Below are 26,418 nucleotides of genomic sequence, written 5' to 3'. Positions count from 1 at the left end.
ATGGGAAAGGTGAAAGAAAGCGAGTTTTATTTAGTTCTTTTCCGTTTTTTGTTCTGCCAGTTGCGCAATCCGTTTTGCCATCCCGCGGAAGATAAACAGATGTGCGGGGATCATCAGTAACCAGTAGAACAGACCGGGCATCCCATGTGGGTGCCACCAGGCGCGGACGTCCAGTTCACGGCAATCGCCTTTGTCTTTCAGCGTGAAGCAGAGCCGTCCCAGCCCTGGCGCTTTCATGCCGAACAGCAGCGCCAGCTGTTTTTCCGGTTCGACGATGATGACTTTCCAGCTGTCGACCGTATCACCCACTTTGAGGTACGGCTGCGCAGGGCGGCCTTTCGCCAGCCGGTGGCCCACCAGCAGATCCATCGCTCCGCGTGTCTGCCAGAGAATATTGCCGAAGAAATAACGCTCTTTGCCGCCGATCTGGTTCACCACCTCCCACAGCGATGCCAGGCTGGCCGAGGTTTTCACCGTGCAGCCCGCCTGTTTCGGGTAATAACCGTACTCCGGCCGCCAGCGGGCAAACGCCTGCGCGTCGTAGCCCCAGTCGCTGGAGTTCACCAGCTTCTCTTCTTCTTTCAGGGTATGGCGTACCGCGTCGTCAAAACGGATCAGCGTCTGCGGAATTAATGCGCGCAGTTCGCCATCGTCCGCCAGCAGATCGTGCTTCAGCCCCTGGATCAGCGCTTTCGCTGTCGTCGGCGGCACCGAGGTAATAACGTTTAAAAACCACACGGAGATCCAGCGGGTCGGGAAGGGAACGGGGATGAGCCAGCGTTGGCGGCCGCTGACGCGCATAAAATGCTCGAACTGTTCCTGATAGCTCAACACCTCCGGCCCCGCGGCCTCAAGCACGCGGTGCTGTTCGGCGGGATGGTCCAGCAGTGCCACCAGGTAATGCAGCAGGTTTTCCAGGGCAATCGGTGTGGTGCGCGACCGCACCCAGCGCGGTGGGGTGAGTACCGGCAGGTTGTAGACCATATCGCGCATCACTTCGAAGGCGGCAGAGCCCGCGCCGACGATGATCCCCGCCCGCAGTTCGGTGACGGGGATATCCGCACTGCGCAAGGTGTCCGCGGTAAGCTGACGGGCGCGCAGGTGGTCGGACTGCTCATTTTCGGGCGCCTGGAGCGAGCTTAAAAAAATCACCTGCTTAACCGGCGTTTGCCGCAGGGCATCGCGGACGTTCAGGGCCACCTGACGTTCGTGGGCGATAAAATCGCCGCCTTCGCCCATGCTGTGCACCAGGTAATACAGCGTGTCGACCCCTTCCAGCAGCGCGGGCAGCGACTCAGGCCAGTTAAGGTCGACGTTGTGGCAGGTGACGCCAGGCAGGTTTAGTTTTTGCAGGCGTTCCGTGTTGCGTGCCGCCGCCAGCACCTGATGTCCCTGCTGGCTTAACGCCGTGGTCAGATGCTGACCGATATACCCGCTGGCACCAAGCACCAGAATACGTTGCGGCACGTTCTGCTCCTTAACGCCGTAAAAACGCCTGCCAGTGTTTCACAACGTCCAACAGCTGCTCGCGGCTGACGTCGAGATGCATCACCAGACGCACAACAGGTGACGCGTTGATGAGTACGCCACGCGCTTTCATGAACTCCCCAAGCGCAGCGGCGTGCTCATCACCCACGCGAACAAACAGCATGTTGGTGTCGTGTCGCATCACGTCGGCGCCAATTTCACGCAGTTGCCCGGCCATCCACGCGGCGTTGTCGTGATCGTCCTGCAGGCGTGCCACGTTGTTTTTAAGGGCATACAGACCCGCTGCGGCCAGAATACCGGCCTGGCGCATGCCGCCGCCGGTCATCTTGCGCCAGCGGTTGGCGCGTTTGATGTAGTCCGCATCGCCCACCAGCAGAGAACCCACGGGGGTGCCCAGCCCTTTTGAGAGGCAGATGGTGAACGAGTCACAATACTGCGTAATCTCGTTCAGCTCGCAGCCGTAGGCCACCACGGCGTTAAAGATTCGTGCGCCGTCCACGTGCAGGCCGAGCCTGCGCTCGCGGGTAAATTCCCACGCCGCTTTGAGGTACTCGCGCGGCAGGACTTTGCCGTTGTGGGTGTTTTCAAGGCTGAGTAATTTGGTGCGGGCGAAGTGGATGTCGTCGGCTTTGATTTTTGCGGCGACCTTGTCGAGCGGGAGAGTGCCGTCCGGTGCGGCGTCGATCGGCTGCGGCTGAATGCTGCCGAGCACCGCCGCGCCGCCCGCTTCGTACAGGTAGTTATGCGCTCCCTGGCCGACGATGTACTCTTCACCGCGTTCGCAGTGGCTGAGCAGCGCCACCAGGTTGGCCTGCGTTCCGGTGGGCAGGAACAGGGCGGCCTCTTTACCGCTGAGTTCTGCGGCATAGCGCTGCAGTTCGTTGACCGTTGGATCGTCACCGTAGACGTCGTCCCCGACCGGGGCGGCCATCATCTCTTCGAGCATGGCGCGACTCGGACGGGTAACGGTATCACTGCGTAAATCAATCATTTCACATCCCTTTATTTTAAGAGGTCATGCGAAATGTTTTACCTGAGCCAGTTAGTTTTTGCCAGTTCGATCACTTCATCGCCGCGGCCGCTGATGATCGCCCGCAGCATGTAGAGGCTAAAGCCTTTGGCCTGCTCCAGCTTGATCTGCGGCGGGATGGCCAGCTCCTCTTTGGCGACCACCACATCCACCAGCACCGGGCCGTCGATGGAAAACGCCCGTTGCAGAGCTTCATCCACCTCGGAGGCTTTCTCCACGCGGATACCGGTTATGCCGCAGGCTTCGGCAATGCGGGCGAAGTTGGTGTCGTGCAGCTCGGTGCCGTCCGTCAGATAGCCCCCGGCCTTCATCTCCATCGCCACAAAGCCCAGCACGCTGTTATTGAAGACCACGATTTTCAGCGGCAACTTCATCTGCACCACCGACAGGAAATCGCCCATCAGCATGCTGAATCCGCCGTCACCGCACATCGCCACCACCTGACGCTCCGGGGCGGTGGCTTTGGCGCCCAGCGCCTGCGGCATGGCGTTGGCCATTGAGCCATGGTTGAACGAGCCGAGCAGGCGGCGTTTGCCGTTCATCTTCAGGTAGCGTGCCGCCCAGACGGTTGGCGTGCCGACGTCACAGGTAAAGATGGCATCGTCGTCCGCGAAGTGGCTGATCTGCTGCGAGAGATACTGCGGGTGGATCGCTTTGTCGCTCGGTTTGGCGAGTTCGTCCAGCCCCTTACGCGCATCGCGGTAATCGCTCAGGGCTTTGTCGAGGAATTTACGATCCGTTTTCTCTTCCAGCAGCGGCAGCAGGGCGGCAAGGGTGGATTTAATGTCGCCCACCAGCGCCATATCGACCTTGCTGTGTGCACCGATGCTGGCCGGGTTAATATCGATCTGAATGATTTTGGCATCCGTCGGGTAGAACGCGCGATAGGGGAACTGGGTACCGAGCAGGATCAGCGTGTCGGCATTCATCATGGTATGGAAGCCGGACGAAAAACCGATCAGCCCGGTCATGCCCACGTCGTAAGGGTTATCGTACTCAACGTGCTCTTTGCCGCGCAGGGCATGAACAATTGGGGCTTTTAGCTTACCTGCAAATTCAAGGAGTTCCTTATGCGCGCCAGCACAGCCGCTGCCGCACATCAGGGCGATATTGCTGGCGTAACGCAGCAGTTGCGCCAGTTTTTTCAGCTCCTCTTCAGCTGGGGTAACGACCGGCTGGGGGGCGTGATACCAGTGGGTGCTGGCCCCTTCGGGCGCAGCCTTGAGCGCCACATCCCCCGGGATCACGACCACAGAAACACCCCGGTTCAGCACCGCCTTGCGCATGGCTATCGCCAGAACCTGCGGGATCTGCTCCGGCGAGGACACCAGCTCGCAATAGTGGCTGCATTCACGGAACAGCTCCTGCGGATGCGTCTCCTGAAAATAGCCACTGCCGATTTCAGATGAGGGAATATGGGCGGCAATTGCCAGCACCGGCACGTGATTGCGGTGACAGTCGAACAGCCCGTTAATCAGGTGCAGGTTCCCTGGGCCACACGACCCGGCGCAGACGGCCAGCTCCCCGGTGAGCTGTGCTTCGGCCCCGGCGGCAAAGGCGGCGACCTCCTCATGACGGGTCGGCATCCATTCAATGGTTTTCATCTTGTTGAGGCTGTCGCTCAGCCCGTTCAGTGAATCGCCGGTTACGCCCCAGATACGTTTTACACCTGCCTGTTCAAGGGTCTTCGCTATGTATGCAGCCACGGTTTGTTTCATGGTTGTCCGTCTCCTTTTTGTGATATCGCTTTCAAGCTTAGAAGAAAGTCACTGTATTGCCTGCACAATACCCCTCATTTCAGGGTGGTTTTCACCGGCAATGATTCGGCATAATCTGGCGACAGATTGGGTGAAAACGGGAATCATTTCAGATGGTTAAATCATTGTTAATTGCTGTAAACGAAAAGCTAACGTGCGACGATCTCGGCAAACTCTTGTTACGACTTGCCGTCGGTGGGCTGATGTTGTTTCACGGATTACACAAGTTATTTGGCGGTGTGGGCTTTATCAGCGGCCTGCTGGTGGAAAAAGGGCTGCCGGGGTTTATTGCTTACGGCGTATTGATTGGCGAAGTGGTGGCACCGATCCTGATCATTGTCGGCCTCTTTACGCGCCCGGCGGCGCTGGTGCTGGCGTTTACCATGATTGTGGCATGGCTGATGGTGGGCACGGGCAAAACCTTTGCACTCGATGCCGTTGGTGCGTGGGCCATTGAGAGCCTGGTGTACTTCTTTATCGGCTCGCTGGCGGTGGCGTTTTTAGGGGCAGGGCGGTACGCGGTAGGGAAAGGTCCTGCGTGGCGATAGGGTTGTTGTAGGTCGGGTAAACGTAGTGCCACCCGACAAAAAGCCCGGTGGCGCTGACGCTTACCGGGCCTACGATCGAACATTTAACGTTTATGCAAGGACCAGGTCCCCCTGCGGATGACATGAGCACGCCAGCACATAACCTTCAGCAATTTCTGCATCGGTCAGCGTCATGGTGCTGGTCACGCTGTACTCCCCGGAGACTACCTTCGTTTTACAGCATCCGCATACGCCCGCGCGACAGGCAGCCACCACGGGCACCTTATTGCTTTCCAGCGCCTCCAGCAGCGTGGTGCCGACGCGGCCAAAGAAGGTTTGCGCCGGTTGCAGTTTGGTGAACTGAATCCCGCTGGTTGCCGCCTCCGCCACCGGCGTGAAGAACTGCTCTTTGAAGAAGCGGGTTACGCCCAGGGCTTTCACTTCCTGTTCCACAATCTCCATATACGGTGCCGGGCCGCAGGTCATCACGGTACGGTTCGCTATATCGGGCACGCTTTGCAGCAGCTCGCGGCTCAGACGTCCCTCGACAAAACCGTGCGTCGCGTTGTGCTCTGCCACCAGCGTCACCGGGTAGTTGCGCCACTCATCGGCAAAGATCACATCGTCCGGCGAGCGCACGCTGTAGATCACCTGCACGTCGGCCTGCGGGCGTTTTTTGGCCAGCCAGCGACGCATTGACATGATCGGCGTGACGCCACAGCCTGCGGCCAGCAGCAGGAATTTATCTTCGCTCTTGTCGTCACAGGTAAATTCCCCCTGAGCGTCAGACAGCCAGATGTAATCCCCGCGCTTGACGTCACGCGTGAGCCACTGCGAGCCTGCACCGTCATCGATGCGGCGGATAGTGAGCGTAATGTATTCGCTCACGCCCGGCGTCGAGGAGATCGTATAGGCGCGCAATGTGTCCGCGGAGTTGCGGACACTGACCAGCGCATACTGACCGGCACGGTACGGGTAGTAGTCATGGCACAGCAGCGACAGCGTCCACACATCCGGCGTCTCCTGATGGATGTGATGAACCTGCATCCGCCACGGGCACTGAGAGGTTGGCATGGTCATGAAATACTCCTTACGCGCTCAGCAGTTGCTGCATATCTTCTTCTACGGTGGTCACGGAACGCAGACCGAATTTCTCGTTCAGCACGGCCAGCAGGTCCGGCGTCAGGAAGCCTGGCGCGGTTGGGCCGGTGACGATATTGGTTACGCCCAGAGAGAGCAGGGTCAGCAGGATCACAATCGCTTTCTGCTCGAACCAGGAGAGCACCAGCGACAGCGGCAGATCGTTCACGCCGCAGCCCAGTTTCTCCGCCAGCGTGACCGCCAGAATGATGGCTGAATAGGCATCGTTACACTGACCAGCATCCACCAGACGCGGCAGCCCTTCGATGTTGCCGAAGTCCAGCTTGTTGAAACGGTATTTACCGCAGGCCAGCGTCAGGATCAGGCAATCTTCCGGCACGCGGGTGGCGAAATCGGTGAAGTAGTTACGCTCACCGCGCGCGCCGTCACAGCCGCCAATCAGGAAGATGTGGCGCAGTTTTTCACGGCTGACGAGGTCAATCAGCGAGTCTGCGGCGCCGAGCAGCGTTTCGCGGCCAAAGCCAACGGTGATCAGGTGCGGAATTTCACTGTACGGGAAGCCCGCCATCTGCTGCGCCTGGGCGATCACCGGACCGAAATCGTCACCTTCAAGGTGGCTCACGCCCGGCCAGCCGACGATGCTGCGGGTCCAGATGCGGTCATCATACGCGCCGACGGTCGGGTCGATGATGCAGTTAGAGGTCATCACAATTGGGCCCGGGAAGCGGGCGAACTCAACCTGCTGATTCTGCCAGCCGCTGCCGTAGTTCCCGATCAGATGTTTGAATTTACGCAGTTCCGGGTAGCCGTGTGCGGGCAGCATTTCGCCGTGGGTATAGACGTTAACGCCGGTGCCTTCGGTCTGCTTCAGCAGGTTGTAGAGATCTTTCAGGTCGTGGCCGGAGATGAGAATACATTTGCCTTCGGTCGCTTTCACATTGACCTGCGTTGGCGTTGGATGACCGTAGGTGCTGGTTTCACCGGCATCCAGAATGCTCATCACTTTGAAGTTCATCTGGCCGATTTCCATAGAGCACTCAAGCAGCGCATTCATATCGGCAGGCCAGGTGCCCAGCCACGCCATGATTTTGTGGTACTGCGCGTAGATGTCGTTATCGTACTGGCCAAGCACGTGCGCGTGCTCCATATAGGCTGCGGCACCTTTCAGGCCGTACAGGCACAGCAGGCGCAGGCCGAGAATGTTCTCGCCAATCGCCGCTTTGTCTTTGTTCGGGGTAAATTCTGCGGCCTGACGCTGTAATTCGCCCAGGTCGTCACTCACCAGCTGCAGTTCTGACATCGGGTTGTCCACGCGGGCGCTGGCATCGGCATTCAGGCACTGCGCTTTCAGCGCTTCGCGCAGGGCAATCGCTTCACGGGCGTACCCGACAATGCGCGGCGAATCAAAGTTAACGTTAGTCAGCGTGGAGAAAAAGGCGCGCGGCGCAAAGCTGTCTACGTAGTGGTCGACAATACCGTACTCGCGGGCTTTGAATGCCCAGGCGGAAAGCCCCTGCAGGGCAGCAATCAGCAGATCCTGCAGGTCTGATGTTTCTGCGGTTTTACCGCACATACCCTGCGCGTAAGAACAGCCATTGCCTGCCGGGGTACGGATAGTTTGTTCACATTGCACACAAAACATAATCACACCTGTTAAAGTTATATTTGATATACATGTTTAAGGTTATGCCTGTGTCCGGGCGGTGAAAAGGGCTTTTTTTGACAAAGTAGAGGGAGATTGATTTAGCGCAATTTTGGCGGCAGGAACCCTACCGCCAGAGAGGTATCAGGCGGAGAAAAAGGCCATCAGAACAGGCACCAGCAGGCTCAGAATAAAGCCGTGTACGATGGCGGCGGGCACCATTTCCAGCCCGCCAGAGCGTTGTAATACCGGCAGGGTAAAGTCCATCGACGTCGCCCCGCTCAGACCCAGCGCGGTAGAGCGGCTGCGGCGAACCAGACCCGGGATCAGCATGATGGCGATTAACTCCCGCGCCAGGTCGTTAAAGAAGGCGGCGCTGCCAATAACAGGGCCAAACGACTCGGTTAGCAGAATACCGGAGAGGGAATACCAGCCAAATCCGGAGGCCATGGCCAGGCCGGTTTTGAGCGGCAGGTCGAGAATCAAGGCGTTAATGACGCCTGCTACCATTGAACTGGCGACCACAATAACGGCAACAATCATTCCCCGACGATTCAGGACAATCTGTTTCAGGGTCATGCCATTATTGCGTAGCTGGATACCAATAAGGAACAGCAGGAAGATCAGGGTATATTCGCTGGCTTCGGTGGCGTGCTGCAAAAAAGGCCATCCGGTGAGTCCAAGGACAAAACCGAGCACCACGACGCCGCACAGTTTTAATGATTCCAGCGCCATCGCAATTCGGGAAGGCAGTTTTTCCTGATGGTGATGGTTTTTCCACGGAATAGTGCGTTCAAGCCAGAATAAGGCGGCGATATTGCAGAGCAAAATAACCACAACAGTGACCGCAGAATAATGCAGGATGGAAAGCAGATTGGTCGCCAGGTTATCCAGAAAGGCCAGGCTAATCCCCATAAAGAACAGAATGACGTAAACAATCCAGCTGAGAAAACGGTTGATAAGCCGTAATGCCGATGCCTGATGCAGCGGGATAAGATAGCCCACAATAAGGGGCAGCAGAATAATGAGGAGTCCTGAGAACATGAACAACCGGTCCTTGTGAGTAGCTGTTGAGCGCCAGAGACACTACCCAATAAAGGCTGTTCAGTAAAGCGGCAAAAGAAAGCCGGGTGTCGGCTGCGCCTTACCCGGCCTGTTGCCCTCACCCTGGCCCTCTCCCACAGGGAGAGGGAGGGAAAGATTAATCGCGTTTTTCCAGCAGGGTGCGATACAGCACGCCGCCCAGAATACCGCCGACGATCGGCATTACCCAGAACAGCCACAGCTGCTCAAGTGCCCAACCGCCCTGGAAGATGGCGACGGCGGTGCTGCGCGCCGGGTTCACCGAGGTGTTGGTCACCGGAATGGAGATCAGGTGAATAAGCGTCAGTGCCAGACCAATGGCGATAGGCGCGAAGCCCGCAGGGGCGTATTTGTCGGTCGCGCCGTGGATCACCAGCAGGAAGCCGGCGGTCAGCACAATTTCAATCACAATGGCAGAGAGCATAGAGTAGCCGCCAGGCGAGTGCTCACCGAAGCCGTTGGAAGCAAAACCGCTGGCTGCGGCGTCAAAGCCGGCTTTACCGCTGGCAATCACGTACAGCACCGCGGCAGCAATAATACCGCCCACAACCTGAGCGACAATATAGCCAATGACCTCTTTGGCCGGGAAGCGACCACCAGCCCATAAGCCTAATGTCACGGCCGGGTTAAAATGACCACCGGAAATATGTCCTACGGCGAAGGCCATGGTTAATACCGTTAAACCAAATGCCAGCGCGACGCCGACAAAACCAATGCCGAGTTCCGGAAATGCTGCTGCCAGAACGGCACTACCGCAGCCACCAAACACCAGCCAGAATGTACCAAAGCATTCTGCTGCTAATTTTCTGAACATAACCACCTCAATTAACTACCGCACGCTTTCCCGCGCGCGGGATATATCGCCATAAAGGGATGACGACTCAAAGAGCCATTATTTTAGAAACCAACAACACCCCTTCGCCACTTAAATAAATTCGGATAATTTGATTTAAGGCAATGTGATGTCAATCCTTGTTCAAACTGGAGGTGAATAGATCATAGTCCAATTTGCGGGCGATAGTTTGTGGTGCTATTGAGACTATTTCAAATGAAACCTTGCACGTAAATTCTGAATTTTTCGTGCTGAGACAAAATAATCAGGAGGCCTGACAGTGTTCTGCGCGGCATCCTCCCGCTATACTGCTGATAACTTAAAGGAAAAAGTGATCATTTCTCGGGGGATGTATGCTTCTCGAACGTGTGGAAATTGTCGGGTTTCGCGGTATAAACCGTCTGTCACTCCAGCTGGAGCAGAATAACGTCCTCATCGGCGAGAACGCCTGGGGTAAGTCCAGCCTGCTGGACGCGCTGACGCTGCTGCTTTCGCCCGAAGGCGATTTGTATCACTTCGTTCATGATGATTTCTGGTTTCCGCCCGGCGATGTCAACGGCCGCGAGAAGCATCTCCATATCATTCTGACGTTCCGCGAATCCGAGCCGGGGCGTCACCGGGTGCGTCGCTTCCGCCCGATGTCACCGTGCTGGGTTCAGAGCGATGATGGCTTCCACCGTATTTTTTATCGTCTGGAAGGCGAGATGTCAGAGAATGAAGGGGTGCTGACCCTGCGTGAATTTCTCGACCAGAAAGGCAACCCCATCCCACTGGACAATATCGACGAGCTGGCCCGGCATCTGATTCGTTTGATGCCGGTGCTACGCTTGCGCGATGCGCGTTTTATGCGGCGTATCCGTAACGGTACCGTGCCGCATATGCCGGAAGTAGAAGTCACCGCCCGCGAGCTTGATTTCCTGGCACGCGAGCTGGTTTCGCGTCCGCAAAATCTCACCGATGGGCAAATCCGCCAGGGGCTCTCTGCCATGGTGCAACTGCTGGAGCACTATTTTTCCGAGCAGGGAACCTCGCAGTCGCGCCATCGTCTGATGCGCCGTCGGTCCCATGATGAGCAACGAAGCTGGCGCTATCTCGATATCATTAACCGGATGATCGACCGGCCCGGCGGACGCACTCATCGGGTGATTTTGCTGGGGCTGTTTTCCACTCTTCTGCAGGCCAAGGGAACCGTTCGTCTGGATCGCGATGCGCGTCCGCTGCTGCTGGTGGAAGACCCGGAAACACGTCTGCACCCCATCATGCTCTCCGTTGCCTGGCACCTGCTGAATCTGCTGCCGCTTCAGCGCATTACCACCACCAATTCCGGCGAGTTGTTGTCGCTGACGCCGGTCGAGTATGTTTGCCGCCTGGTGCGTGAATCATCGCGCGTTTCTGCTTACCGGCTGGGGCCGGGAGGGATGAATGCCGAGGATGGTCGCCGTATTGCGTTTCATATCCGCTTTAATCGCGCCTCGTCGCTTTTTGCCCGCTGCTGGCTTCTGGTGGAGGGGGAAACCGAGACCTGGGTCATCAACGAGCTGGCGCGCCAGTGCGGCCACCATTTTGATGCGGAGGGGATTAAGGTCATCGAGTTTGCGCAGTCAGGGTTAAAGCCGCTGATCAAATTCGCCCGGCGGATGGGCATAGAATGGCACGTGCTGGTCGACGGCGATGAGGCGGGTAAAAAATACGCATCCACCGTGCGCAGCCTGTTGAACGATGAGCGAGAAGAAGAGCGGGATCATTTAACCATGCTGCCCGCCATGGACATGGAGCACTTTATGTACCGCCAGGGGTTCGATGACGTGTTCCACAGGATAGCGATGGTGCCGGTCGATGTGCCGATGAACATGCGGCGCGTGATCGCCAAAGCGATCCACCGCTCTTCAAAACCGGATTTAGCCATTGAAGTGGCAACAGAAGCAGGGCGGAGAGGGATCGAATCGGTGCCTACGCTGCTGCGTAAAATGTTCTCCCGCGTCCTGTGGCTGGCACGCGGGAAAGCCGATTAACGCCGGGTTGCCTGGGTGACCTGCTCCGTCAGGCTATCCAGCAGCTCATAGCGGCGGCGATATTCCGCGCGTTTTTTACTGGCAATCTCTTCCATGGACTTACGCGGCATGGCAAGCGGCAGTTCAAAGTTACCGTTATCCTGTTTGTGTCCGCCGAGGGAGATCCAGAAGCTGTCGTAATCCGCCAGCAGTTTCCCCTCTTTTTTCTTGCGATATCGCCAGCTGCGATAGATGTGGGTGGCATTACTCACCGCCACAATCTGCTCCACCGGAAAGGCGCTGCCGAGCGTCATAACCGCTTCAACCAGCAGACGTTTCGGGAAAAGGCCATGGCACGCCTTGGTTGCCTTCTGGATCAGCTCATGCGGAACGTGGGCTTTCGCCCCCTGCAGACCGCCGATAAAGAGCGTGCTTTTGCCTTCAAACGGGCACAGCGTAAACGTTATTTCCGCCAGCACGGTATCCTGATGGTCACTGAAAAAGAGGGTAGCTTCTCCCTCTTTATCCAGGAACGCATCGGCGCACAACCGAACGGTAAACTGCTGTTCATCCTTACCGGTTAAGGTCAGGAGCGTCACGCCCTGCTTAGAAAGATAGCCTTTGAGCAGCGCGGCCGGCAGGTGGTCACTCATGGTCTGGTAGTGCCAGTTCAGGGCTTCCAGCGCATGCGGGCGATCCATATTCACGGTCAGCCAAGGGCGATGCAGGCGACAGGGCAGGCCAGGCTGGACCTGCAGCATTTGCATCAAACGGGGCTGCTTTGCCAGGCTTGAGAGCAGACGTGCGGTGCTGAGCGGTGTGGCCAGCGTGCGAAGCGCAAACTTACGTCGATAGGCGGGATTTTGCCATGCCAGGCCCGGCGTAATGGCGCCAGTGACCAGGCTTTTAAACAGCTGCCAGCCGGATTTAGGCTGCGACAGAGTGGAATACGGTGTATCGACGATGGAAGACATGTGAGATCCTGCTTCTTATGGAATGGCGTTATTTCAGCAGGCCCTTTGTCAACGTTGTGTCAACAAATCCAGGCATTTCCTGAATTCAGGGGTTTCGTTGAGGAGTGGTTTAGATAGAATCGACGTTGATGTAAGCCAGAATAATTATTTGGAATATTTATGAACCTCAAGGGAAAACGCAGAAAGTGGTTTCTGCTGCTGGCGATAGCGGTGATAGCGGCCGGATACTGGTTATGGCAAGTGCTCAACGCGCCGGTTCCGCAGTATCAAACGCTGATCGTCCGTCCGGGTGAATTGCAGCAAAACGTACTGGCGACCGGCAAACTTGATGCGCTGCGCAAGGTTGACGTGGGCGCACAGGTTAGCGGGCAGTTAAAAACGCTGTCCGTTGAGATTGGCGATAAGGTGAAAAAGGGGCAACTGCTCGGCGTTATCGACCCGGAACAGGCTGAAAACCAGATCCGGGAAGTGGAAGCCACGCTGATGGAGCTGCGCGCGCAGCGTGCGCAGGCGCTGGCGGAACGTAATCTTGCCCAGGTGACCCTGACGCGTCAGCAGGCGCTGGCCAAAACGCAGGCGATCTCGAAACAGGATCTCGACACGGCCGCCACCGAACTGGCGGTGAAACAGGCGCAGATTGGCACCATTGACGCGCAAATCAAGCGCAACCAGGCCTCGCTGGATACGGCGAAAACCAACCTCGATTATACGAAGATTGTGGCGCCCATGGCCGGGGAAGTGACCCAGATCACCACGCTTCAGGGTCAGACGGTGATTGCCGCCCAACAGGCGCCGAACATTCTGACGCTGGCGGATATGAGCACTATGCTGGTGAAAGCGCAGGTTTCCGAGGCGGATGTTATCCATCTTAAGCCGGGGCAGAACGCCTGGTTCACCGTACTGGGCGATCCGCAGACGCGCTATGAAGGCGTGCTGAAGGACATTCTGCCTACGCCGGAAAAAGTGAACGACGCGATCTTCTACTATGCCCGTTTTGAAGTCCCCAACCCGCAGGGCGTGCTGCGTCTGGATATGACCGCGCAGGTCCATATTCAGCTGACCGGCGTAAAAAACGTGCTGACCGTTCCGCTCTCTGCGCTGGGGGAATCCGCCGGGGATAACCGCTATAAGGTGAAGGTGTTACGCAACGGCGAAACGCGCGAGCGTGAAGTGGTGATTGGCGCACGCAACGATACCGACGTGGTGGTGGTGAAAGGGCTGGAAGAGGGTGACGAGGTGGTCACCAGCGAAACCCTGCCCGGAGCGGCGAAATGACGGCGTTGCTTGAGCTGACTGATATTCGTCGCAGCTATCCGTCGGGCGATGGTCCGGTGGAGGTGCTGAAGGGCATCTCCCTGCGCGTGGAAGCGGGCGAGATGGTGGCGATTGTTGGCGCGTCGGGTTCCGGTAAATCGACGCTGATGAACATTCTTGGCTGTCTGGATAAACCGACCAGCGGTACCTACCGCGTGGCCGGAACGGACGTTTCCACTCTGGACGGCGACGCGCTGGCAAAGCTGCGTCGGGAACACTTCGGCTTTATCTTTCAGCGTTACCATCTGCTCTCTCACCTGAGTGCGGCGCAGAACGTGGAGGTCCCGGCGGTCTATGCAGGCGTGGAGCGCAAGAAACGCCTTGCGCGCGCGCAGGCGCTGTTAACGCGTCTTGGTCTGGCGGAGCGGGTAGAGTATCAGCCCTCGCAGCTTTCTGGCGGTCAGCAGCAGCGCGTGAGTATTGCCCGTGCGCTGATGAACGGCGGGCAGGTGATCCTGGCCGATGAACCCACCGGAGCGCTCGACAGCCATTCCGGTGAAGAGGTGATGGCGATCCTCCATCAGCTTCGCGATCAGGGGCACACGGTCATTATCGTGACTCACGATCCGCAGGTGGCGGCGCAGGCTGAGCGCATTATCGAGATCCACGACGGCGAGCTGGTGAGCAACCCGCCACCGCGTGCGTCCAGAGCGGCCGCGCCAAAAGAAGCCTTGCCTGCTGCAACCGGCTGGGGACAGTTTTCCAGCGGTTTTTGCGAGGCGCTGACCATGGCCTGGCTGGCGATGGCGGCCAATAAAATGCGCACCCTGCTGACCATGCTTGGGATCATCATCGGTATTGCATCGGTGGTGTCGATTGTGGTGGTGGGCGATGCAGCCAAACAGCTGGTGCTGGCGGATATCCGCGCTATCGGGACCAACACCATTGACGTCTATCCCGGGAAAGACTTTGGTGATGACGAACCGCAGTATCAGCAGGCGTTGAAATACGACGATCTGGCGGCCATTCAGAAACAGCCGTGGGTCAATTCGGCGACGCCTGCCGTGTCGCAAAACCTTCGCCTGCGCGTGGGTAACGTGGACGTTGCCGCCAGCGCGAACGGCGTCAGCGGAGATTATTTCAACGTCTACGGCATGACCTTCAGCGAAGGGGCGACCTTCAACGCCGAACAGCTGGCGGGCAGGGCGCAGGTGGTGGTACTGGACGCGAACTCGCGCAGACAGCTCTTCCCCAATAAAACCAACGTCGTGGGCGAAGTGATTCTTGTAGGGAACATGCCAGCCACCGTGATTGGCGTGGCGGAAGAGAAGCAGTCCATGTTTGGCAGCAGCAAGATCCTGCGGGTCTGGCTACCGTACAGCACCATTTCCGGGCGGATTATGGGGCAGTCATGGCTGAACTCCATCACTGTTCGCGTGAAGGAGGGCTATGACAGCGCGCTGGCCGAACAGCAGCTTGAGCGGCTGTTAACCCTGCGTCACGGGAAGAAGGATTTCTTCACCTGGAATATGGACGGCCTCTTGAAAACGGCGGAAAAGACCACACGTACTCTTCAGCTGTTCCTCACGCTGGTGGCGGTGATTTCGCTGGTCGTTGGCGGTATCGGGGTAATGAATATCATGCTGGTCTCGGTGACGGAACGTACCCGGGAAATTGGTATTCGCATGGCGGTCGGGGCCAGAGCCAGCGACGTACTGCAGCAATTTTTGATTGAAGCGGTGCTGGTGTGTCTGGTGGGCGGCGCCATGGGGATTGCGCTGTCGATGATGATCGCCTTTGCCCTGCAGATTTTCTTACCCGGCTGGGAGATTGGGTTTTCACCGGTGGCCATTCTTACCGCATTTTTATGCTCGACCTTTACCGGCATCTTGTTTGGCTGGCTCCCGGCCCGCAACGCGGCGCGGCTGGATCCGGTGGATGCGCTGGCTCGGGAATAACCCGAAAATAAAAATGCCAGCCGATCGGGCTGGCATTTTGACTGCGGGATGTACACAATAAAACAGAGAGCTAAGCAACCGTTTCTGCTTCAATCGGTACAATAAGGCTTGCGTGATTGCCTTTGGGTCCCTGATGTACATCGAACCGGACGGACTGCCCGGCTTTGAGCGTTCTGTAACCATCCATCTGAATGGTGGAATAGTGAGCGAATATATCCTCGCCGCCGCCTTCGGGGCAGATGAAGCCAAACCCTTTGGCGTTGTTGAACCACTTAACAGTACCCATTTCCATGCTTCGACATCCTTCGTAAATCTTATAAGTTAAGATGGAATGAACCGGTGGTGGAGTGGGGGCTGTTCAAAACCTCGCCATCTCACGCTTGTACAATTTAGAGAATCGAAAGACATCGTCAAGCGTTTGGCGCTGGAGATGGGACAATAATCAACCAAAGTTTGAAGCAGTTAACGCTATTGCAACAGTTTGTGACAGACATCGCGGATGACAGTAATAGATGATTGTTATCTAACATCTGAGGTAGATTCAAAGTGGTTATGCAAAATGGGTAAGACCAACGACTGGCTGGATTTTGACCAGCTGGCGGAAGACAAAGTGCGTGACGCGCTAAAACCGCCATCTATGTATAAAGTTATGTTAATGAACGATGATTACACGCCGATGGAATTTGTTATTGACGTGCTACAAAAGTTCTTTTCTTATGATGTAGAACGTGCAACGCAACTGATGCTTACCGTTCATTATCGTGGCAAAGCTATCTGCGGCATCTTTACTGCCGAGGTGGCGGAAACCAAAGTGGCGATGGTGAACGACTATGCGAGGGAGAACGAGCATCCGTTGCTGTGTACGCTGGAAAAGGCCTGATAAGGCATAAAATTGGGGGAGGTGCCTATGCTCAATCAAGAACTGGAACTCAGTTTAAATATGGCTTTCGCCAGAGCGCGTGAGCACCGACATGAGTTTATGACCGTCGAGCATTTACTGCTCGCACTGCTTAGCAACCCATCCGCCCGCGAAGCGCTGGAAGCCTGCTCCGTGGATCTGGTGGCGCTACGTCAGGAACTCGAAGCCTTCATCGAACAAACGACACCGGTGCTGCCAGCCAGTGAAGAAGAGCGCGACACACAGCCGACGCTCAGCTTCCAGCGTGTGCTGCAGCGCGCGGTATTCCACGTCCAGTCTTCCGGACGTAGCGAAGTGACGGGCGCAAACGTCCTGGTCGCCATCTTCAGCGAGCAGGAGTCGCAGGCGGCCTACCTGCTGCGCAAACACGAAGTCAGCCGACTCGATGTGGTTAACTTTATTTCCCACGGCACGCGCAAAGACGAGCCTAACCAGGCATCGGATCCCAGCAATCAGGTCAATAACAATGAAGAGCAAGCAGGCGGGGAGGATCGTATGGAAAACTTCACCACCAACCTTAATCAGCTTGCTCGCGTTGGCGGTATCGACCCGCTGATTGGTCGCGATAAAGAGCTGGAGCGCGCGATTCAGGTGCTGTGCCGTCGCCGCAAAAATAACCCGCTGCTGGTGGGGGAATCGGGCGTGGGTAAAACCGCGATTGCCGAAGGTCTCGCCTGGCGCATTGTGCAGGGCGACGTACCGGAAGTAATTGCCGATTGCACCATCTACTCGCTGGATATCGGCTCTTTGCTGGCGGGCACCAAATACCGTGGTGATTTTGAAAAACGCTTCAAGGCGCTGTTAAAACAGCTGGAGCAGGATACCAACAGCATCCTGTTTATCGATGAAATACATACCATCATCGGTGCGGGTGCCGCTTCGGGTGGGCAGGTGGACGCCGCTAACCTGATCAAACCGCTGCTCTCCAGCGGCAAGATCCGGGTGATTGGCTCGACCACTTACCAGGAGTTCAGCAACATTTTTGAGAAGGATCGTGCCCTGGCACGTCGCTTCCAGAAAATCGATGTCACTGAACCGTCCGTCGAGGAAACGGTGCAGATCATCAACGGCCTGAAACCGAAGTATGAAGCGCACCACGACGTGCGTTACACCGCGAAAGCGGTGCGTGCGGCGGTGGAGCTGGCGGTGAAATACATCAACGATCGTCATCTGCCGGATAAGGCGATTGACGTGATTGACGAGGCAGGGGCGCGTGCGCGTCTGATGCCAGCCAGCAAGCGTAAGAAAACCGTCAACGTGGCGGATATTGAGTCCGTAGTGGCTCGTATCGCGCGCATTCCTGAGAAGAGCGTTTCTCAGAGCGATCGCGACACGCTGCGTACCCTTGGCAATCGTCTGAAGATGCTGGTCTTTGGTCAGGATAAAGCCATTGAGGCCTTAACCGAAGCGATCAAGATGGCCCGTGCCGGACTTGGGCATGAGCATAAGCCTGTCGGTTCGTTCCTGTTCGCCGGTCCAACCGGTGTCGGGAAAACCGAAGTAACGGTGCAGCTCTCCAAAGCGCTGGGCATTGAACTGCTGCGCTTTGATATGTCCGAGTATATGGAGCGTCACACCGTCAGCCGCTTGATCGGTGCGCCTCCGGGATACGTGGGCTTTGACCAGGGCGGTCTGCTCACCGACGCGGTGATCAAGCATCCACATGCGGTACTGCTGCTCGATGAAATCGAGAAAGCGCACCCGGATGTGTTCAACATCCTGCTGCAGGTGATGGACAACGGGACGCTGACCGACAACAACGGGCGCAAGGCGGACTTCCGTAACGTGGTGCTGGTGATGACCACCAACGCCGGTGTCCGTGAAACCGAGCGTAAATCCATCGGCCTGATCCACCAGGATAACAGCACCGATGCGATGGAGGAGATCAAGAAGATCTTTACGCCGGAGTTCCGCAACCGTCTGGACAACATTATCTGGTTCGATCATCTGTCTACCGAGGTGATCCATCAGGTGGTGGACAAGTTCATTGTCGAACTGCAGGTTCAGCTTGATCAGAAAGGCGTGTCGCTGGAAGTGAGCCAGGAGGCCCGCAACTGGCTGGCTGAGAAAGGCTACGACCGTGCGATGGGTGCCCGTCCGATGGCGCGTGTGATTCAGGACAACCTGAAGAAACCGCTGGCGAACGAACTGCTGTTTGGCTCGCTGGTGGACGGCGGCCAGGTGACAGTGGCACTGGATCAAGCGAAGAACGAACTGACATACGATTTCCAGAGTGCGGCGAAGCACAAGCCGGAAGCGGCTCACTGATTTCTTACGTAGGTCTAAAAACCGGGCATCAGCCCGGTTTTTTTATGCCTGTCTTTCTCCCTCTCCCTGTGGGAGAGGGCTGGGGTGAGTGAGGGCATCATGCCGCAGAGGAATTTTGCGAGGCGCTTTCCAGTTTCGTTCGATGTTGGTTCTGGATAAATCCACAGCCATAAATTGGCGCCTCTGTACAACCGTGGAAGACAATACACCAACACTAAAGCCATGAATAAAAAAAAGGCCGGGATTATCCCGGCCTTTTTTAATATTCATCTGCCATTACAGGCGAAAACAATTAGCGACTACGGAAGACAATGCGGCCTTTGCTCAGGTCGTACGGGGTCAGTTCAACAGTCACTTTGTCGCCCGTCAAAATGCGGATATAGTTTTTGCGCATTTTACCGGAGATGTGCGCAGTTACCACGTGACCGTTTTCCAGCTCTACGCGAAACATGGTGTTAGGCAACGTATCAAGTACGGTACCCTGCATTTCAATATTGTCTTCTTTGGCCATCTAATCCTCTGGGGTATCACTACCAAGTTTTGAACCGGCAAGATAATGCCGAAATTCATCAATTAAGTAAAGAATTGCGCGTTTAAAACGCAGCAAAACAGTTTCGGCGCATTGCCCAAGCGTCACGGTACAACCGAACGGAAAGCGCATTCGTAAAGGGGATACAACAGGATAAACGTCAGGACGTTATCTGAAGCGAAGGTCCCAAACGGCGGCGGGGCAACAGGCAGAAGCTACTCTGCGGCATAATTATAACACCCTCATAAAAAATATGCGGAAAACATTTAGACATTGGGCATAAAGAGTGTCCGCGGTACCCAAAAATCGCGCGGCAGCTTCTCCTGACGGCAGTTATCCAGGTGCTCAATGTAGTGGCGGCGGGAGATTTCAACCGCACCGAGGGAGGCGGTATGCTCGTTCAGAACCTGACAATCCAGCAGCTGCCCGCCGCGCTGAGCAAACTCCAGGCAGAAAACCAGCAGGGCCGTTTTCGAGGCGTTTACCGCACGGGAGAACATCGACTCACCGCAGAATAACGTCCCCTGCGCGACGCCGTACATACCGCCAACAAGCTCGCCACCCTCCCATACCTCAATGGAGTGGGCGTAGCCAAGCTCGTGCAGTTGATGATAGGCAGTGATGATATCGCGGGTGATCCATGTCCCCTCATGACGGTCTTCCGCACACCCTTCTATCACCTGACCGAAGGCGTGATTCAATGTGACCCGGTACGGTGATTTTGCGTGGAAACGCTTCATGCTGCGGCTCAGGTGAAACTGCGTGGGCCAGAGCACGGCGCGCGGATCGGGAGACCACCATAAAATAGGGTCGCCAGGTGAAAACCACGGGAATATGCCGCGCTGGTAGGCCATCAGGAGCCGGGCAGGGCTGAGATCGCCGCCAAGTGCCAGCAGCCCATTGGGTTCACGCAGCGCTCCCTCTGGCGACGGGAACGCAATGTTATGACGAGAAAGCTGGACCAGGCGCATGACAGCAAAACTCCAGTACGCGAGTGAGGACGCTACAAATATAGTCTACAGACGCTGTTTAAACTGGTAGTAGCGACCCTGTTTCGTCAACAGCTCTGCGTGACTACCTTGCTCAATAATGTGTCCGTTGTCCATCACAATTATCCGATCAAAACTTGCCAGTCCACGCAGGCGGTGTGTCACCATCAGTACGGTTTTACCGGCCATAACATTCGCAAGTAAATCAAGGATCTGGCTTTCAGTTGTCGCATCAAGCCCTTCTGTGGGCTCGTCGAGCAACATCAGCGGCGCATCATGCAGCAGCGCGCGCGCAATCGCCAGACGACGCAGCTCACCGCCAGAGAGTTGACGACCGCCTTCACCCAGCCAGCTGTTCAGGCCATCGTCTTCAAGCAGCTTATGCAGCCCGACCTGCTCCAGCATGGCGCGGAGTACGTCATCAGTGGCCTCCGGTGCAGCCAGCAGCAGGTTATCGCGCAGCGTGGCGCTGAAGAGATGAACGCGCTGTGGAACCACGCTGACGGTTTTGCGCAGCGCCTGTTCGCTGAAGTCTGCCAGCGGAGTTCCGTTAAACTGAATCTGACCTTGCTGTGGATCCCAGGCTCGCGTTAACAACTGCAAAAGCGTGGATTTGCCGCAGCCGGTACGGCCGAGGATCGCAATCCGCTGACCCGCATCCACAGCGAGGCTAATGCCTTCCAGCGCATTCTGTGCCTGCTTGTCATAGGCGAAGGTGACGTTATTGAGCGTCAGGGCAACCTGCTCAGGCGTGGCCGTTTGCTCTGCGGTGAACTTCACCTCCGGATCCTGCTCCGCAATCTCCGTGATGCGCAGGGCGGAGGCGATGACCTGACCGAGATGCTGGAAGGCACCCGTCACCGGCGCCAGCGCTTCAAAGGCCGCCAGGGCACAGAATACGAACAAGGCAATCAGAGGGCCCGGCTGTGCGTTATTGCCAACGCCACCGGACGCCATCCAGAGCATGGCGATGACCGCGACACCCCCGATTAACATCATAAGCGCCTGAGAGAACGCGGTAAGCTCAGACTGACGGCGCTGGGCTTCATGCCAGTTCAATTCTGTGTTCTCCATTCGCACACGGTAGCGCTCGCTGGCGCCAAATATCGTCAGTTCGGCCTGCCCCTGTAACCAGGAGGTGAGCTGCTGGCGGTACTCCCCGCGCAGACGCGTCAGGTTCTCTCCGGTGGATTTACCCGCGCGGTAAAATAGCGGCGGCAGGATAATGAGCGTCAAAAGCATGATCCCGCCCAGCGTCAGCGCAACAGCGACATCCAGCACCGACAGACCCAGCGTGACTACCACAATCACCACAAACGCGCCGACAATCGGAGAAATCACGCGCAGGTAGAGGTGATCCAGGGTGTCGACATCCGCAACCACACGGTTGAGCAATTCCCCCTGACGAAAACGCGCCAGTCCGGCAGGGGAGAGGGGCAGCAGTTTACTGAAGGTGTAAATGCGCAGATGTTGCAGCACGCGGAATGTCGCGTCATGGCTGACCAGTCGCTCGAAGTACCGTCCAGCCGTACGGGTAATGGCGGTGCCGCGGACGCCCGCCGCCGGAAGCATGTAGTTGAAGCTGTAGAGCCCGGCAACCCCCGCCACGGCAGAGGCAGACAAGAACCAGCCGGAAAGCGTGAGCAGGCCGATGCTGGCAAGCAGGGTCACAATGGCCAGCACGATGCCCAGCGTCAGCATCCATTTATGGCGTTTATAGAGCGCGAGATAGGGAAGCAGGGCACGCATCAGATGTCCTCCTGACGATTCGCCAGCAGGGCAGCGAAAGGACCCTGCGCGGTAACGAGAGAGGCGTAATCGCCTTGCTCAACAATACGACCGTTTTCCATGACCCAGATCTGGTCCCAGTCGGCAATGCCTTCCAGCTGATGAGTGACCATCAGGGTGGTTTGCTGCCGCGAGGCGGCGTTCAGGGCCGCCATCACGCGCTGTTCACTGTGCGCATCCAGGCTGGCCGCAGGCTCGTCCAGCAGCATTAACTGGCATGGATTAAGCAACGCGCGGGCGACCGCCACGCGCTGCGCCTGGCCCACGGATAACCCGGCAGACTGATCGCCGACAACGGTATCGACGCCATGCGGAAGCAGCGGCAGAAACTCGCTGACCCAGGCGCGGTCGAGAACAGATTGCAACTCGTCTTCACGTGCATCCGGGCGAGCCAGCAGGACATTTTCCCGCAGCGTCGGGGCTGGCAGCTGCGGGTTTTGCCCCACCCAACTGAGCTGTTTTCGCCAGGCGTTCGGATCGAGATCGCGCAGTTCGGTTTTGTTGATGCGCAGTGAGCCGGTATAAGCCATAAAACCGGATAACGCATTAATCAGCGAGCTTTTCCCTGAACCACTGGTCCCTACCAGCACCACCCGTTGCCCGGCGGGTAAGGTAAAGTTCAGTGGGCCAGCCAGCACTTTCCCTTCCGGTGATAGGATAGAGAAATCACGTGCTTCAATGGTCACGGGTTCATTGGCGTTCAGCGTTACCTCTCCCCGCTCCGGATGCGCCAGCGGCGTCTCCAGGAACGTTTTCAGGCTGTCAGCCGCGCCAACGGCCTGCGCTTTGGCATGGTAGAAGGTGCCAAGATCGCGAAGCGGCTGGAAAAATTCCGGAGCCAGAATAAGCGCCAGGAAACCGGCCGACAGTGTCACCGCCGTGCCGTAGTGACCAAAATCCAGCGCGCCGAGATACGAGAAACCAAAATAGACCGCCACGAGGGCGATAGAGAGCGAGGTAAAGAATTCCAGTACGCCAGACGACAGAAACGCCAGACGTAACACTTCCATCGTGCGCTGACGGAAATCCTGCGACGCCAGGCGAATGTTTTCCGTTTCGGCTTCACCCCGGCCAAAAATGCGTAACGTCTCCATCCCGCGCAGACGATCAAGGAAATGGCCACTCAGGCGACCCAACGCAAGGAAGTTACGGCGGTTAGCATCGGCTGCTCCCATCCCCACCATCGCCATAAACAGGGGGATCAGCGGGGCGGTACCCAGCAGGATCAGCGCTGCCACCCAGTTGACAGGGAAAATGGTTATCACAATCAGCAGCGGGACGCATACGGCCAGCGCCATCTGCGGAAGATAGCGGGCGTAGTAGTCGTGCATATCGTCAATCTGTTCAAGAATTAACGTTGCCCAGCTTCCGGCTGGTTTTCCCTGGATCCATGCGGGCCCGGCTTCCTGAAGACGATCAAGCACCTGTCGGCGAATTTCGTAGCGAATATGCTGCCCCGCATGAAAACCAACGCGTTCGCGCAGCCAGACGACCCAGGCGCGCAGAATGAAAACCAGGATCAGGACGATGAAGGGCAGCAGAAGCGCTTCACGCGGAATGTTCTCCATGATCATATGATTGAGAATGCGGGCCAGCAGCCATGCCTGGGCAACAATCAACAGACCACTGATCAGTCCCAGAAGACGGGAAATCATGAGCCAGCGGCGGGAAAGAACGCTCTGCTGTTTTAGCCAGCGTGTTAACTCTTGTTGACGGGTTTTTTCCATTGCGTGCTTTGCAGGTGATGTTATTAGAAAGTGGGCAGCGCAATGTTACAACGAGGAGACAATAAAGGCGACTTATCGCCGCCTTTATTTACGTTTGTTACTGACTTGTAAAGATTATTTACCTTGTTCAGCCAGCCCATCAAGGTAGCGTTCAGCGTCCAGCGCGGCCATGCAACCGGTGCCTGCGGAGGTGATCGCCTGACGGTAAATGTGGTCCATGACGTCACCAGCAGCGAACACACCCGGGATGCTGGTCTGGGTCGCGTTGCCGTGAATACCGGACTGCACTTTGATGTAGCCGTTTTCCAGCTCCAGTTGCCCCTCGAAGATCGCCGTGTTCGGGCTGTGACCGATAGCCACAAACAGGCCCGCCACTTCCAGCGTTTCGACGTTATCGGTGTTCTGGGTATCACGAATACGCAGACCGGCAACGCCCATCTGATCGCCCGTCACTTCTTCCAGCGTACGGTTGGTGTGCAGCACAATGTTGCCGCTCGCCACTTTATCCATCAGACGTTTGATCAGGATTTTCTCGGCGCGGAAAGTGTCGCGACGGTGGATCAGGTGCACTTCTGAAGCGATGTTCGCCAGATAGAGCGCCTCTTCTACGGCAGTGTTGCCGCCGCCGATGACCGCGACTTTCTGGTTGCGATAGAAGAAACCGTCGCAGGTTGCGCAGGCAGAAACGCCTCGACCTTTGAACGCCTCTTCTGACGGCAGGCCGAGGTAGCGGGCAGAAGCGCCCGTTGCGATGATCAGCGCATCGCAGGTGTACTCGCCGCTGTCGCCCGTCAGGCGGAACGGACGGTTCTGCAAATCGACCTTGTTAATATGGTCGAACAGAATTTCGGTTTCGAATTTAGCCGCATGCTCGTGCATACGCTCCATCAGCAGCGGCCCGGTCAGGTCGTTAGGGTCGCCTGGCCAGTTTTCCACTTCAGTGGTGGTGGTCAGCTGACCGCCTTTTTCCATACCGGTAATCAAAACCGGTTGCAGGTTAGCGCGTGCAGCATAGACCGCCGCGGTATATCCCGCAGGTCCAGAACCAAGAATTAGCAGCTTACTGTGTTTGGCCGTGCCCATGAGATCCCCATTGTTGTTGGCAGACAGTTGGCTGGATTGTAGGGAATTTGTTGCCGTAAAAAAAGAGCACAGCAATGTTGATCTCAATCTGTACGATAGGCAATGACGATAAATTGAGCGCTATAACATCAGGCTTACTTCTTAAATTCGCTTGTTTATAAGGCAATAAAATGAGGATTAATACCCCACCGAAATGAATATCCGGCATGTTGTACTAAAAATCGATGTTTTGCTTTGACAATCCCCTGCGCTTTTGCGAAAACATTCAAGGAAGAAAAAAAACCGCGTTAACCGTGTGCCGCATAGGCATGCATGTAAATGCCATTTTTACCGGGTCAGTGAAATCTACGCATGGCGTGGACAGACGCCATACGTGATGTCGGTGACTGCCTTCGGGCAACGGTCTTCTTACCAACAGAACCCGAATCCGCATCGCGTCTAATAGATAACCAGGCGATGTGATGACTAACGGGTACAGGCTCTGAACAGTGATGTGCACAGGGTCCAGGCAGGAGTAGGGAAGGAATACAGAGAGACAATAATAATGGTAGATAGCAAGAAGCGCCCTGGCAAAGATCTCGACCGTATCGATCGTAACATTCTTAATGAATTGCAAAAGGATGGGCGTATTTCCAACGTCGAGCTTTCAAAACGTGTGGGACTTTCCCCGACGCCGTGCCTTGAGCGTGTGCGCCGACTGGAAAGACAGGGTTTTATTCAGGGCTATACGGCTCTGCTGAACCCGCATTATCTGGATGCCTCACTTCTGGTATTTGTTGAGATTACTCTGAATCGTGGTGCACCGGATGTGTTTGAGCAATTTAACGCCGCTGTACAAAAACTTGAAGAAATTCAAGAGTGTCATCTGGTTTCTGGCGATTTCGACTACCTGTTGAAAACCCGCGTACCAGATATGTCCGCCTACCGTAAGCTGCTGGGTGAAACCCTGCTGCGTCTGCCAGGCGTGAACGACACCCGTACCTATGTGGTGATGGAAGAGGTCAAACAGAGCAATCGTCTGGTTATTAAGACGCGCTAACACGGAACAGGTGCAAAATCAGTGTAGTTTGATTACACTCCTGTTAATCCATACAGCAACAGTGCCGGGGTGTCCCGGCGCTGTTGTCCGTTTTAGCAAACAGGCAGGATATGCCTGATACCTGGAGAGCCTTTCTTGAGCCAGGAATACACTGAAGACAAAGAAGTCACATTATCGAAGCTAAGCAGCGGACGTCGGCTCCTTGAGGCGTTGCTGATTGTTATTGCCCTTTTTGCCGTCTGGCTGATGGCAGCCTTACTCAGTTTCAACCCCTCAGATCCCAGCTGGTCACAAACTGCATGGCATGAGCCTATCCATAATTTAGGCGGCGTTCCCGGTGCCTGGCTTGCGGACACCCTGTTTTTCATTTTCGGTGTGATGGCCTATACCACTGTCTCTTATACACCTCTGACGCTGCCGGGGAATGAAGAGGTTGTAA

General features: G+C 56.5%; 22 protein-coding genes. 8 read left to right on the top strand and 14 right to left on the bottom strand.

Annotation, left to right across the window (positions count from 1 at the left end; translation table 11 throughout):
- Positions 1-30: 30 nt before the first annotated feature.
- Genes APU11_RS25640 through poxB form a run of 3 tightly spaced genes read right to left on the bottom strand, consistent with a single transcriptional unit; the run spans position 31 to position 4,236 of the window.
- The gene (locus APU11_RS25640; protein WP_058650638.1) at positions 31-1,467 is read right to left on the bottom strand and encodes an SDR family oxidoreductase; all 1,437 of its coding nucleotides are present in this window, start codon (positions 1,465-1,467) and stop codon (positions 31-33) included.
- A gap of 10 nt (positions 1,468-1,477) precedes the next feature.
- Positions 1,478-2,479, bottom strand: coding sequence for a low-specificity L-threonine aldolase (gene ltaE / locus APU11_RS25635; RefSeq protein WP_058650639.1), 1,002 nt, complete (start codon positions 2,477-2,479; stop codon positions 1,478-1,480).
- A gap of 38 nt (positions 2,480-2,517) precedes the next feature.
- The gene (poxB, locus tag APU11_RS25630) at positions 2,518-4,236 is read right to left on the bottom strand and encodes a ubiquinone-dependent pyruvate dehydrogenase (protein ID WP_058650640.1); all 1,719 of its coding nucleotides are present in this window, start codon (positions 4,234-4,236) and stop codon (positions 2,518-2,520) included.
- 152 nt (positions 4,237-4,388) lie between these two features.
- Here poxB and APU11_RS25625 point away from each other — a divergent pair, with 152 nt between their 5' ends.
- Positions 4,389-4,823 carry a DoxX family protein gene (locus tag APU11_RS25625; RefSeq protein ID WP_029883004.1) on the top strand — a complete coding sequence of 145 codons (435 nt, stop codon included), beginning with the start codon at positions 4,389-4,391 and terminating at the stop codon, positions 4,821-4,823.
- A gap of 90 nt (positions 4,824-4,913) precedes the next feature.
- On the opposite strand, the gene hcr is transcribed toward APU11_RS25625, so the two are convergent.
- From hcr to aqpZ, 4 genes are all read right to left on the bottom strand, one after another.
- Positions 4,914-5,882 carry an NADH oxidoreductase gene (hcr, locus tag APU11_RS25620; protein WP_058650641.1) on the bottom strand — a complete coding sequence of 323 codons (969 nt, stop codon included), beginning with the start codon at positions 5,880-5,882 and terminating at the stop codon, positions 4,914-4,916.
- Between the two features lie 10 nt (positions 5,883-5,892).
- Entirely contained in the window at positions 5,893-7,545 is a 1,653-nt protein-coding gene (gene hcp / locus APU11_RS25615) for a hydroxylamine reductase (protein WP_023622157.1), read from the bottom strand.
- 144 nt (positions 7,546-7,689) lie between these two features.
- Complete coding sequence (locus APU11_RS25610) at positions 7,690-8,589, bottom strand: lysine exporter LysO family protein (RefSeq protein ID WP_013097331.1); 900 nt, start codon at positions 8,587-8,589, stop codon at positions 7,690-7,692.
- Between the two features lie 157 nt (positions 8,590-8,746).
- Entirely contained in the window at positions 8,747-9,442 is a 696-nt protein-coding gene (aqpZ, locus tag APU11_RS25605) for an aquaporin Z (protein ID WP_013097330.1), read from the bottom strand.
- Positions 9,443-9,813: 371 nt separating this feature from the next.
- Here aqpZ and APU11_RS25600 point away from each other — a divergent pair, with 371 nt between their 5' ends.
- Complete coding sequence (locus APU11_RS25600; RefSeq protein ID WP_013097329.1) at positions 9,814-11,472, top strand: ATP-dependent endonuclease; 1,659 nt, start codon at positions 9,814-9,816, stop codon at positions 11,470-11,472.
- Here APU11_RS25600 and APU11_RS25595 read toward each other — a convergent pair.
- Positions 11,469-12,425 carry a VirK/YbjX family protein gene (locus APU11_RS25595; protein WP_013097328.1) on the bottom strand — a complete coding sequence of 319 codons (957 nt, stop codon included), beginning with the start codon at positions 12,423-12,425 and terminating at the stop codon, positions 11,469-11,471. The two genes, APU11_RS25600 and APU11_RS25595, sit on opposite strands and share 4 nt — an antisense overlap.
- 159 nt (positions 12,426-12,584) lie before the next feature.
- Between APU11_RS25595 and macA the strand changes: the two genes are divergently transcribed.
- Both macA and macB read left to right on the top strand, forming a co-directional pair.
- Positions 12,585-13,700 (top strand): macrolide transporter subunit MacA, encoded by a 1,116-nt coding sequence (gene macA / locus APU11_RS25590; RefSeq protein WP_058650642.1) that lies wholly within the window; start codon positions 12,585-12,587, stop codon positions 13,698-13,700.
- The gene (gene macB / locus APU11_RS25585) at positions 13,697-15,637 is read left to right on the top strand and encodes a macrolide ABC transporter ATP-binding protein/permease MacB (RefSeq protein ID WP_058650643.1); all 1,941 of its coding nucleotides are present in this window, start codon (positions 13,697-13,699) and stop codon (positions 15,635-15,637) included. Before macA ends, macB begins: the two co-directional genes overlap by 4 nt.
- A gap of 70 nt (positions 15,638-15,707) precedes the next feature.
- Here macB and cspD read toward each other — a convergent pair whose 3' ends face one another.
- Positions 15,708-15,929, bottom strand: a complete 222-nt coding sequence (gene cspD / locus APU11_RS25580) for a cold shock-like protein CspD (RefSeq protein ID WP_008499993.1) — start codon at positions 15,927-15,929, stop codon at positions 15,708-15,710.
- Positions 15,930-16,196: 267 nt separating this feature from the next.
- On the opposite strand from cspD, the gene clpS reads away from it, so the two are divergent.
- Both clpS and clpA read left to right on the top strand, forming a co-directional pair.
- Positions 16,197-16,517, top strand: a complete 321-nt coding sequence (clpS, locus tag APU11_RS25575) for an ATP-dependent Clp protease adapter ClpS (protein ID WP_006174393.1) — start codon at positions 16,197-16,199, stop codon at positions 16,515-16,517.
- Positions 16,518-16,544: 27 nt separating this feature from the next.
- Positions 16,545-18,824 (top strand): ATP-dependent Clp protease ATP-binding subunit ClpA, encoded by a 2,280-nt coding sequence (gene clpA / locus APU11_RS25570; protein ID WP_023622164.1) that lies wholly within the window; start codon positions 16,545-16,547, stop codon positions 18,822-18,824.
- A 292-nt stretch (positions 18,825-19,116) separates the two neighbouring features.
- Here the strand turns inward: clpA and infA are convergent, their stop codons facing one another.
- The 5 genes from infA to trxB all read right to left on the bottom strand — a co-directional run bounded on the left by infA (position 19,117) and on the right by trxB (position 24,940).
- Complete coding sequence (gene infA, locus APU11_RS25565; RefSeq protein ID WP_002211347.1) at positions 19,117-19,335, bottom strand: translation initiation factor IF-1; 219 nt, start codon at positions 19,333-19,335, stop codon at positions 19,117-19,119.
- A gap of 284 nt (positions 19,336-19,619) precedes the next feature.
- The gene (gene aat, locus APU11_RS25560) at positions 19,620-20,324 is read right to left on the bottom strand and encodes a leucyl/phenylalanyl-tRNA--protein transferase (protein WP_038981359.1); all 705 of its coding nucleotides are present in this window, start codon (positions 20,322-20,324) and stop codon (positions 19,620-19,622) included.
- A gap of 45 nt (positions 20,325-20,369) precedes the next feature.
- Positions 20,370-22,091, bottom strand: coding sequence for a cysteine/glutathione ABC transporter ATP-binding protein/permease CydC (gene cydC / locus APU11_RS25555; protein WP_058650644.1), 1,722 nt, complete (start codon positions 22,089-22,091; stop codon positions 20,370-20,372).
- Positions 22,091-23,857, bottom strand: a complete 1,767-nt coding sequence (gene cydD, locus APU11_RS25550; RefSeq protein ID WP_013097322.1) for a cysteine/glutathione ABC transporter permease/ATP-binding protein CydD — start codon at positions 23,855-23,857, stop codon at positions 22,091-22,093. Before cydD ends, cydC begins: the two co-directional genes overlap by 1 nt.
- Before the next feature lie 114 nt (positions 23,858-23,971).
- Positions 23,972-24,940 carry a thioredoxin-disulfide reductase gene (gene trxB, locus APU11_RS25545; RefSeq protein ID WP_013097321.1) on the bottom strand — a complete coding sequence of 323 codons (969 nt, stop codon included), beginning with the start codon at positions 24,938-24,940 and terminating at the stop codon, positions 23,972-23,974.
- 544 nt (positions 24,941-25,484) lie between these two features.
- Between trxB and lrp the strand changes: the two genes are divergently transcribed.
- A complete protein-coding gene (gene lrp, locus APU11_RS25540) occupies positions 25,485-25,979 on the top strand; it encodes a leucine-responsive transcriptional regulator Lrp (protein ID WP_000228469.1) in 495 nt (164 codons plus the stop codon).
- A gap of 135 nt (positions 25,980-26,114) precedes the next feature.
- On the top strand, positions 26,115-26,418 hold a 304-nt coding region (locus APU11_RS25535; protein ID WP_060578771.1), incomplete at its 3' end, for a DNA translocase FtsK 4TM domain-containing protein.

Origin of the sequence: Enterobacter sp. 50793107, assembly GCF_001463365.1 — a bacterium.
Classification (GTDB): domain Bacteria; phylum Pseudomonadota; class Gammaproteobacteria; order Enterobacterales; family Enterobacteriaceae; genus Enterobacter; species Enterobacter cloacae.
Note: the sequence above shows the minus strand (reverse complement) of the source record. Positions and strands in the feature narration are given on the sequence as shown.

Coding starts and splice junctions, on each gene's coding strand:
- cydC (WP_058650644.1), bottom strand. CDS start 22,091: ATGCGTGCCCTGCTTCCCTATCTCGCGCTCTATAAACGCCATAAATGG.
- APU11_RS25625 (WP_029883004.1), top strand. CDS start 4,389: ATGGTTAAATCATTGTTAATTGCTGTAAACGAAAAGCTAACGTGCGAC.
- APU11_RS25595 (WP_013097328.1), bottom strand. CDS start 12,425: ATGTCTTCCATCGTCGATACACCGTATTCCACTCTGTCGCAGCCTAAA.
- aat (WP_038981359.1), bottom strand. CDS start 20,324: ATGCGCCTGGTCCAGCTTTCTCGTCATAACATTGCGTTCCCGTCGCCA.
- infA (WP_002211347.1), bottom strand. CDS start 19,335: ATGGCCAAAGAAGACAATATTGAAATGCAGGGTACCGTACTTGATACG.
- trxB (WP_013097321.1), bottom strand. CDS start 24,940: ATGGGCACGGCCAAACACAGTAAGCTGCTAATTCTTGGTTCTGGACCT.
- cspD (WP_008499993.1), bottom strand. CDS start 15,929: ATGGAAATGGGTACTGTTAAGTGGTTCAACAACGCCAAAGGGTTTGGC.
- lrp (WP_000228469.1), top strand. CDS start 25,485: ATGGTAGATAGCAAGAAGCGCCCTGGCAAAGATCTCGACCGTATCGAT.
- macB (WP_058650643.1), top strand. CDS start 13,697: ATGACGGCGTTGCTTGAGCTGACTGATATTCGTCGCAGCTATCCGTCG.
- poxB (WP_058650640.1), bottom strand. CDS start 4,236: ATGAAACAAACCGTGGCTGCATACATAGCGAAGACCCTTGAACAGGCA.
- macA (WP_058650642.1), top strand. CDS start 12,585: ATGAACCTCAAGGGAAAACGCAGAAAGTGGTTTCTGCTGCTGGCGATA.
- hcr (WP_058650641.1), bottom strand. CDS start 5,882: ATGACCATGCCAACCTCTCAGTGCCCGTGGCGGATGCAGGTTCATCAC.
- clpS (WP_006174393.1), top strand. CDS start 16,197: ATGGGTAAGACCAACGACTGGCTGGATTTTGACCAGCTGGCGGAAGAC.
- cydD (WP_013097322.1), bottom strand. CDS start 23,857: ATGGAAAAAACCCGTCAACAAGAGTTAACACGCTGGCTAAAACAGCAG.
- APU11_RS25610 (WP_013097331.1), bottom strand. CDS start 8,589: ATGTTCTCAGGACTCCTCATTATTCTGCTGCCCCTTATTGTGGGCTAT.
- aqpZ (WP_013097330.1), bottom strand. CDS start 9,442: ATGTTCAGAAAATTAGCAGCAGAATGCTTTGGTACATTCTGGCTGGTG.
- hcp (WP_023622157.1), bottom strand. CDS start 7,545: ATGTTTTGTGTGCAATGTGAACAAACTATCCGTACCCCGGCAGGCAAT.
- APU11_RS25600 (WP_013097329.1), top strand. CDS start 9,814: ATGCTTCTCGAACGTGTGGAAATTGTCGGGTTTCGCGGTATAAACCGT.
- clpA (WP_023622164.1), top strand. CDS start 16,545: ATGCTCAATCAAGAACTGGAACTCAGTTTAAATATGGCTTTCGCCAGA.
- ltaE (WP_058650639.1), bottom strand. CDS start 2,479: ATGATTGATTTACGCAGTGATACCGTTACCCGTCCGAGTCGCGCCATG.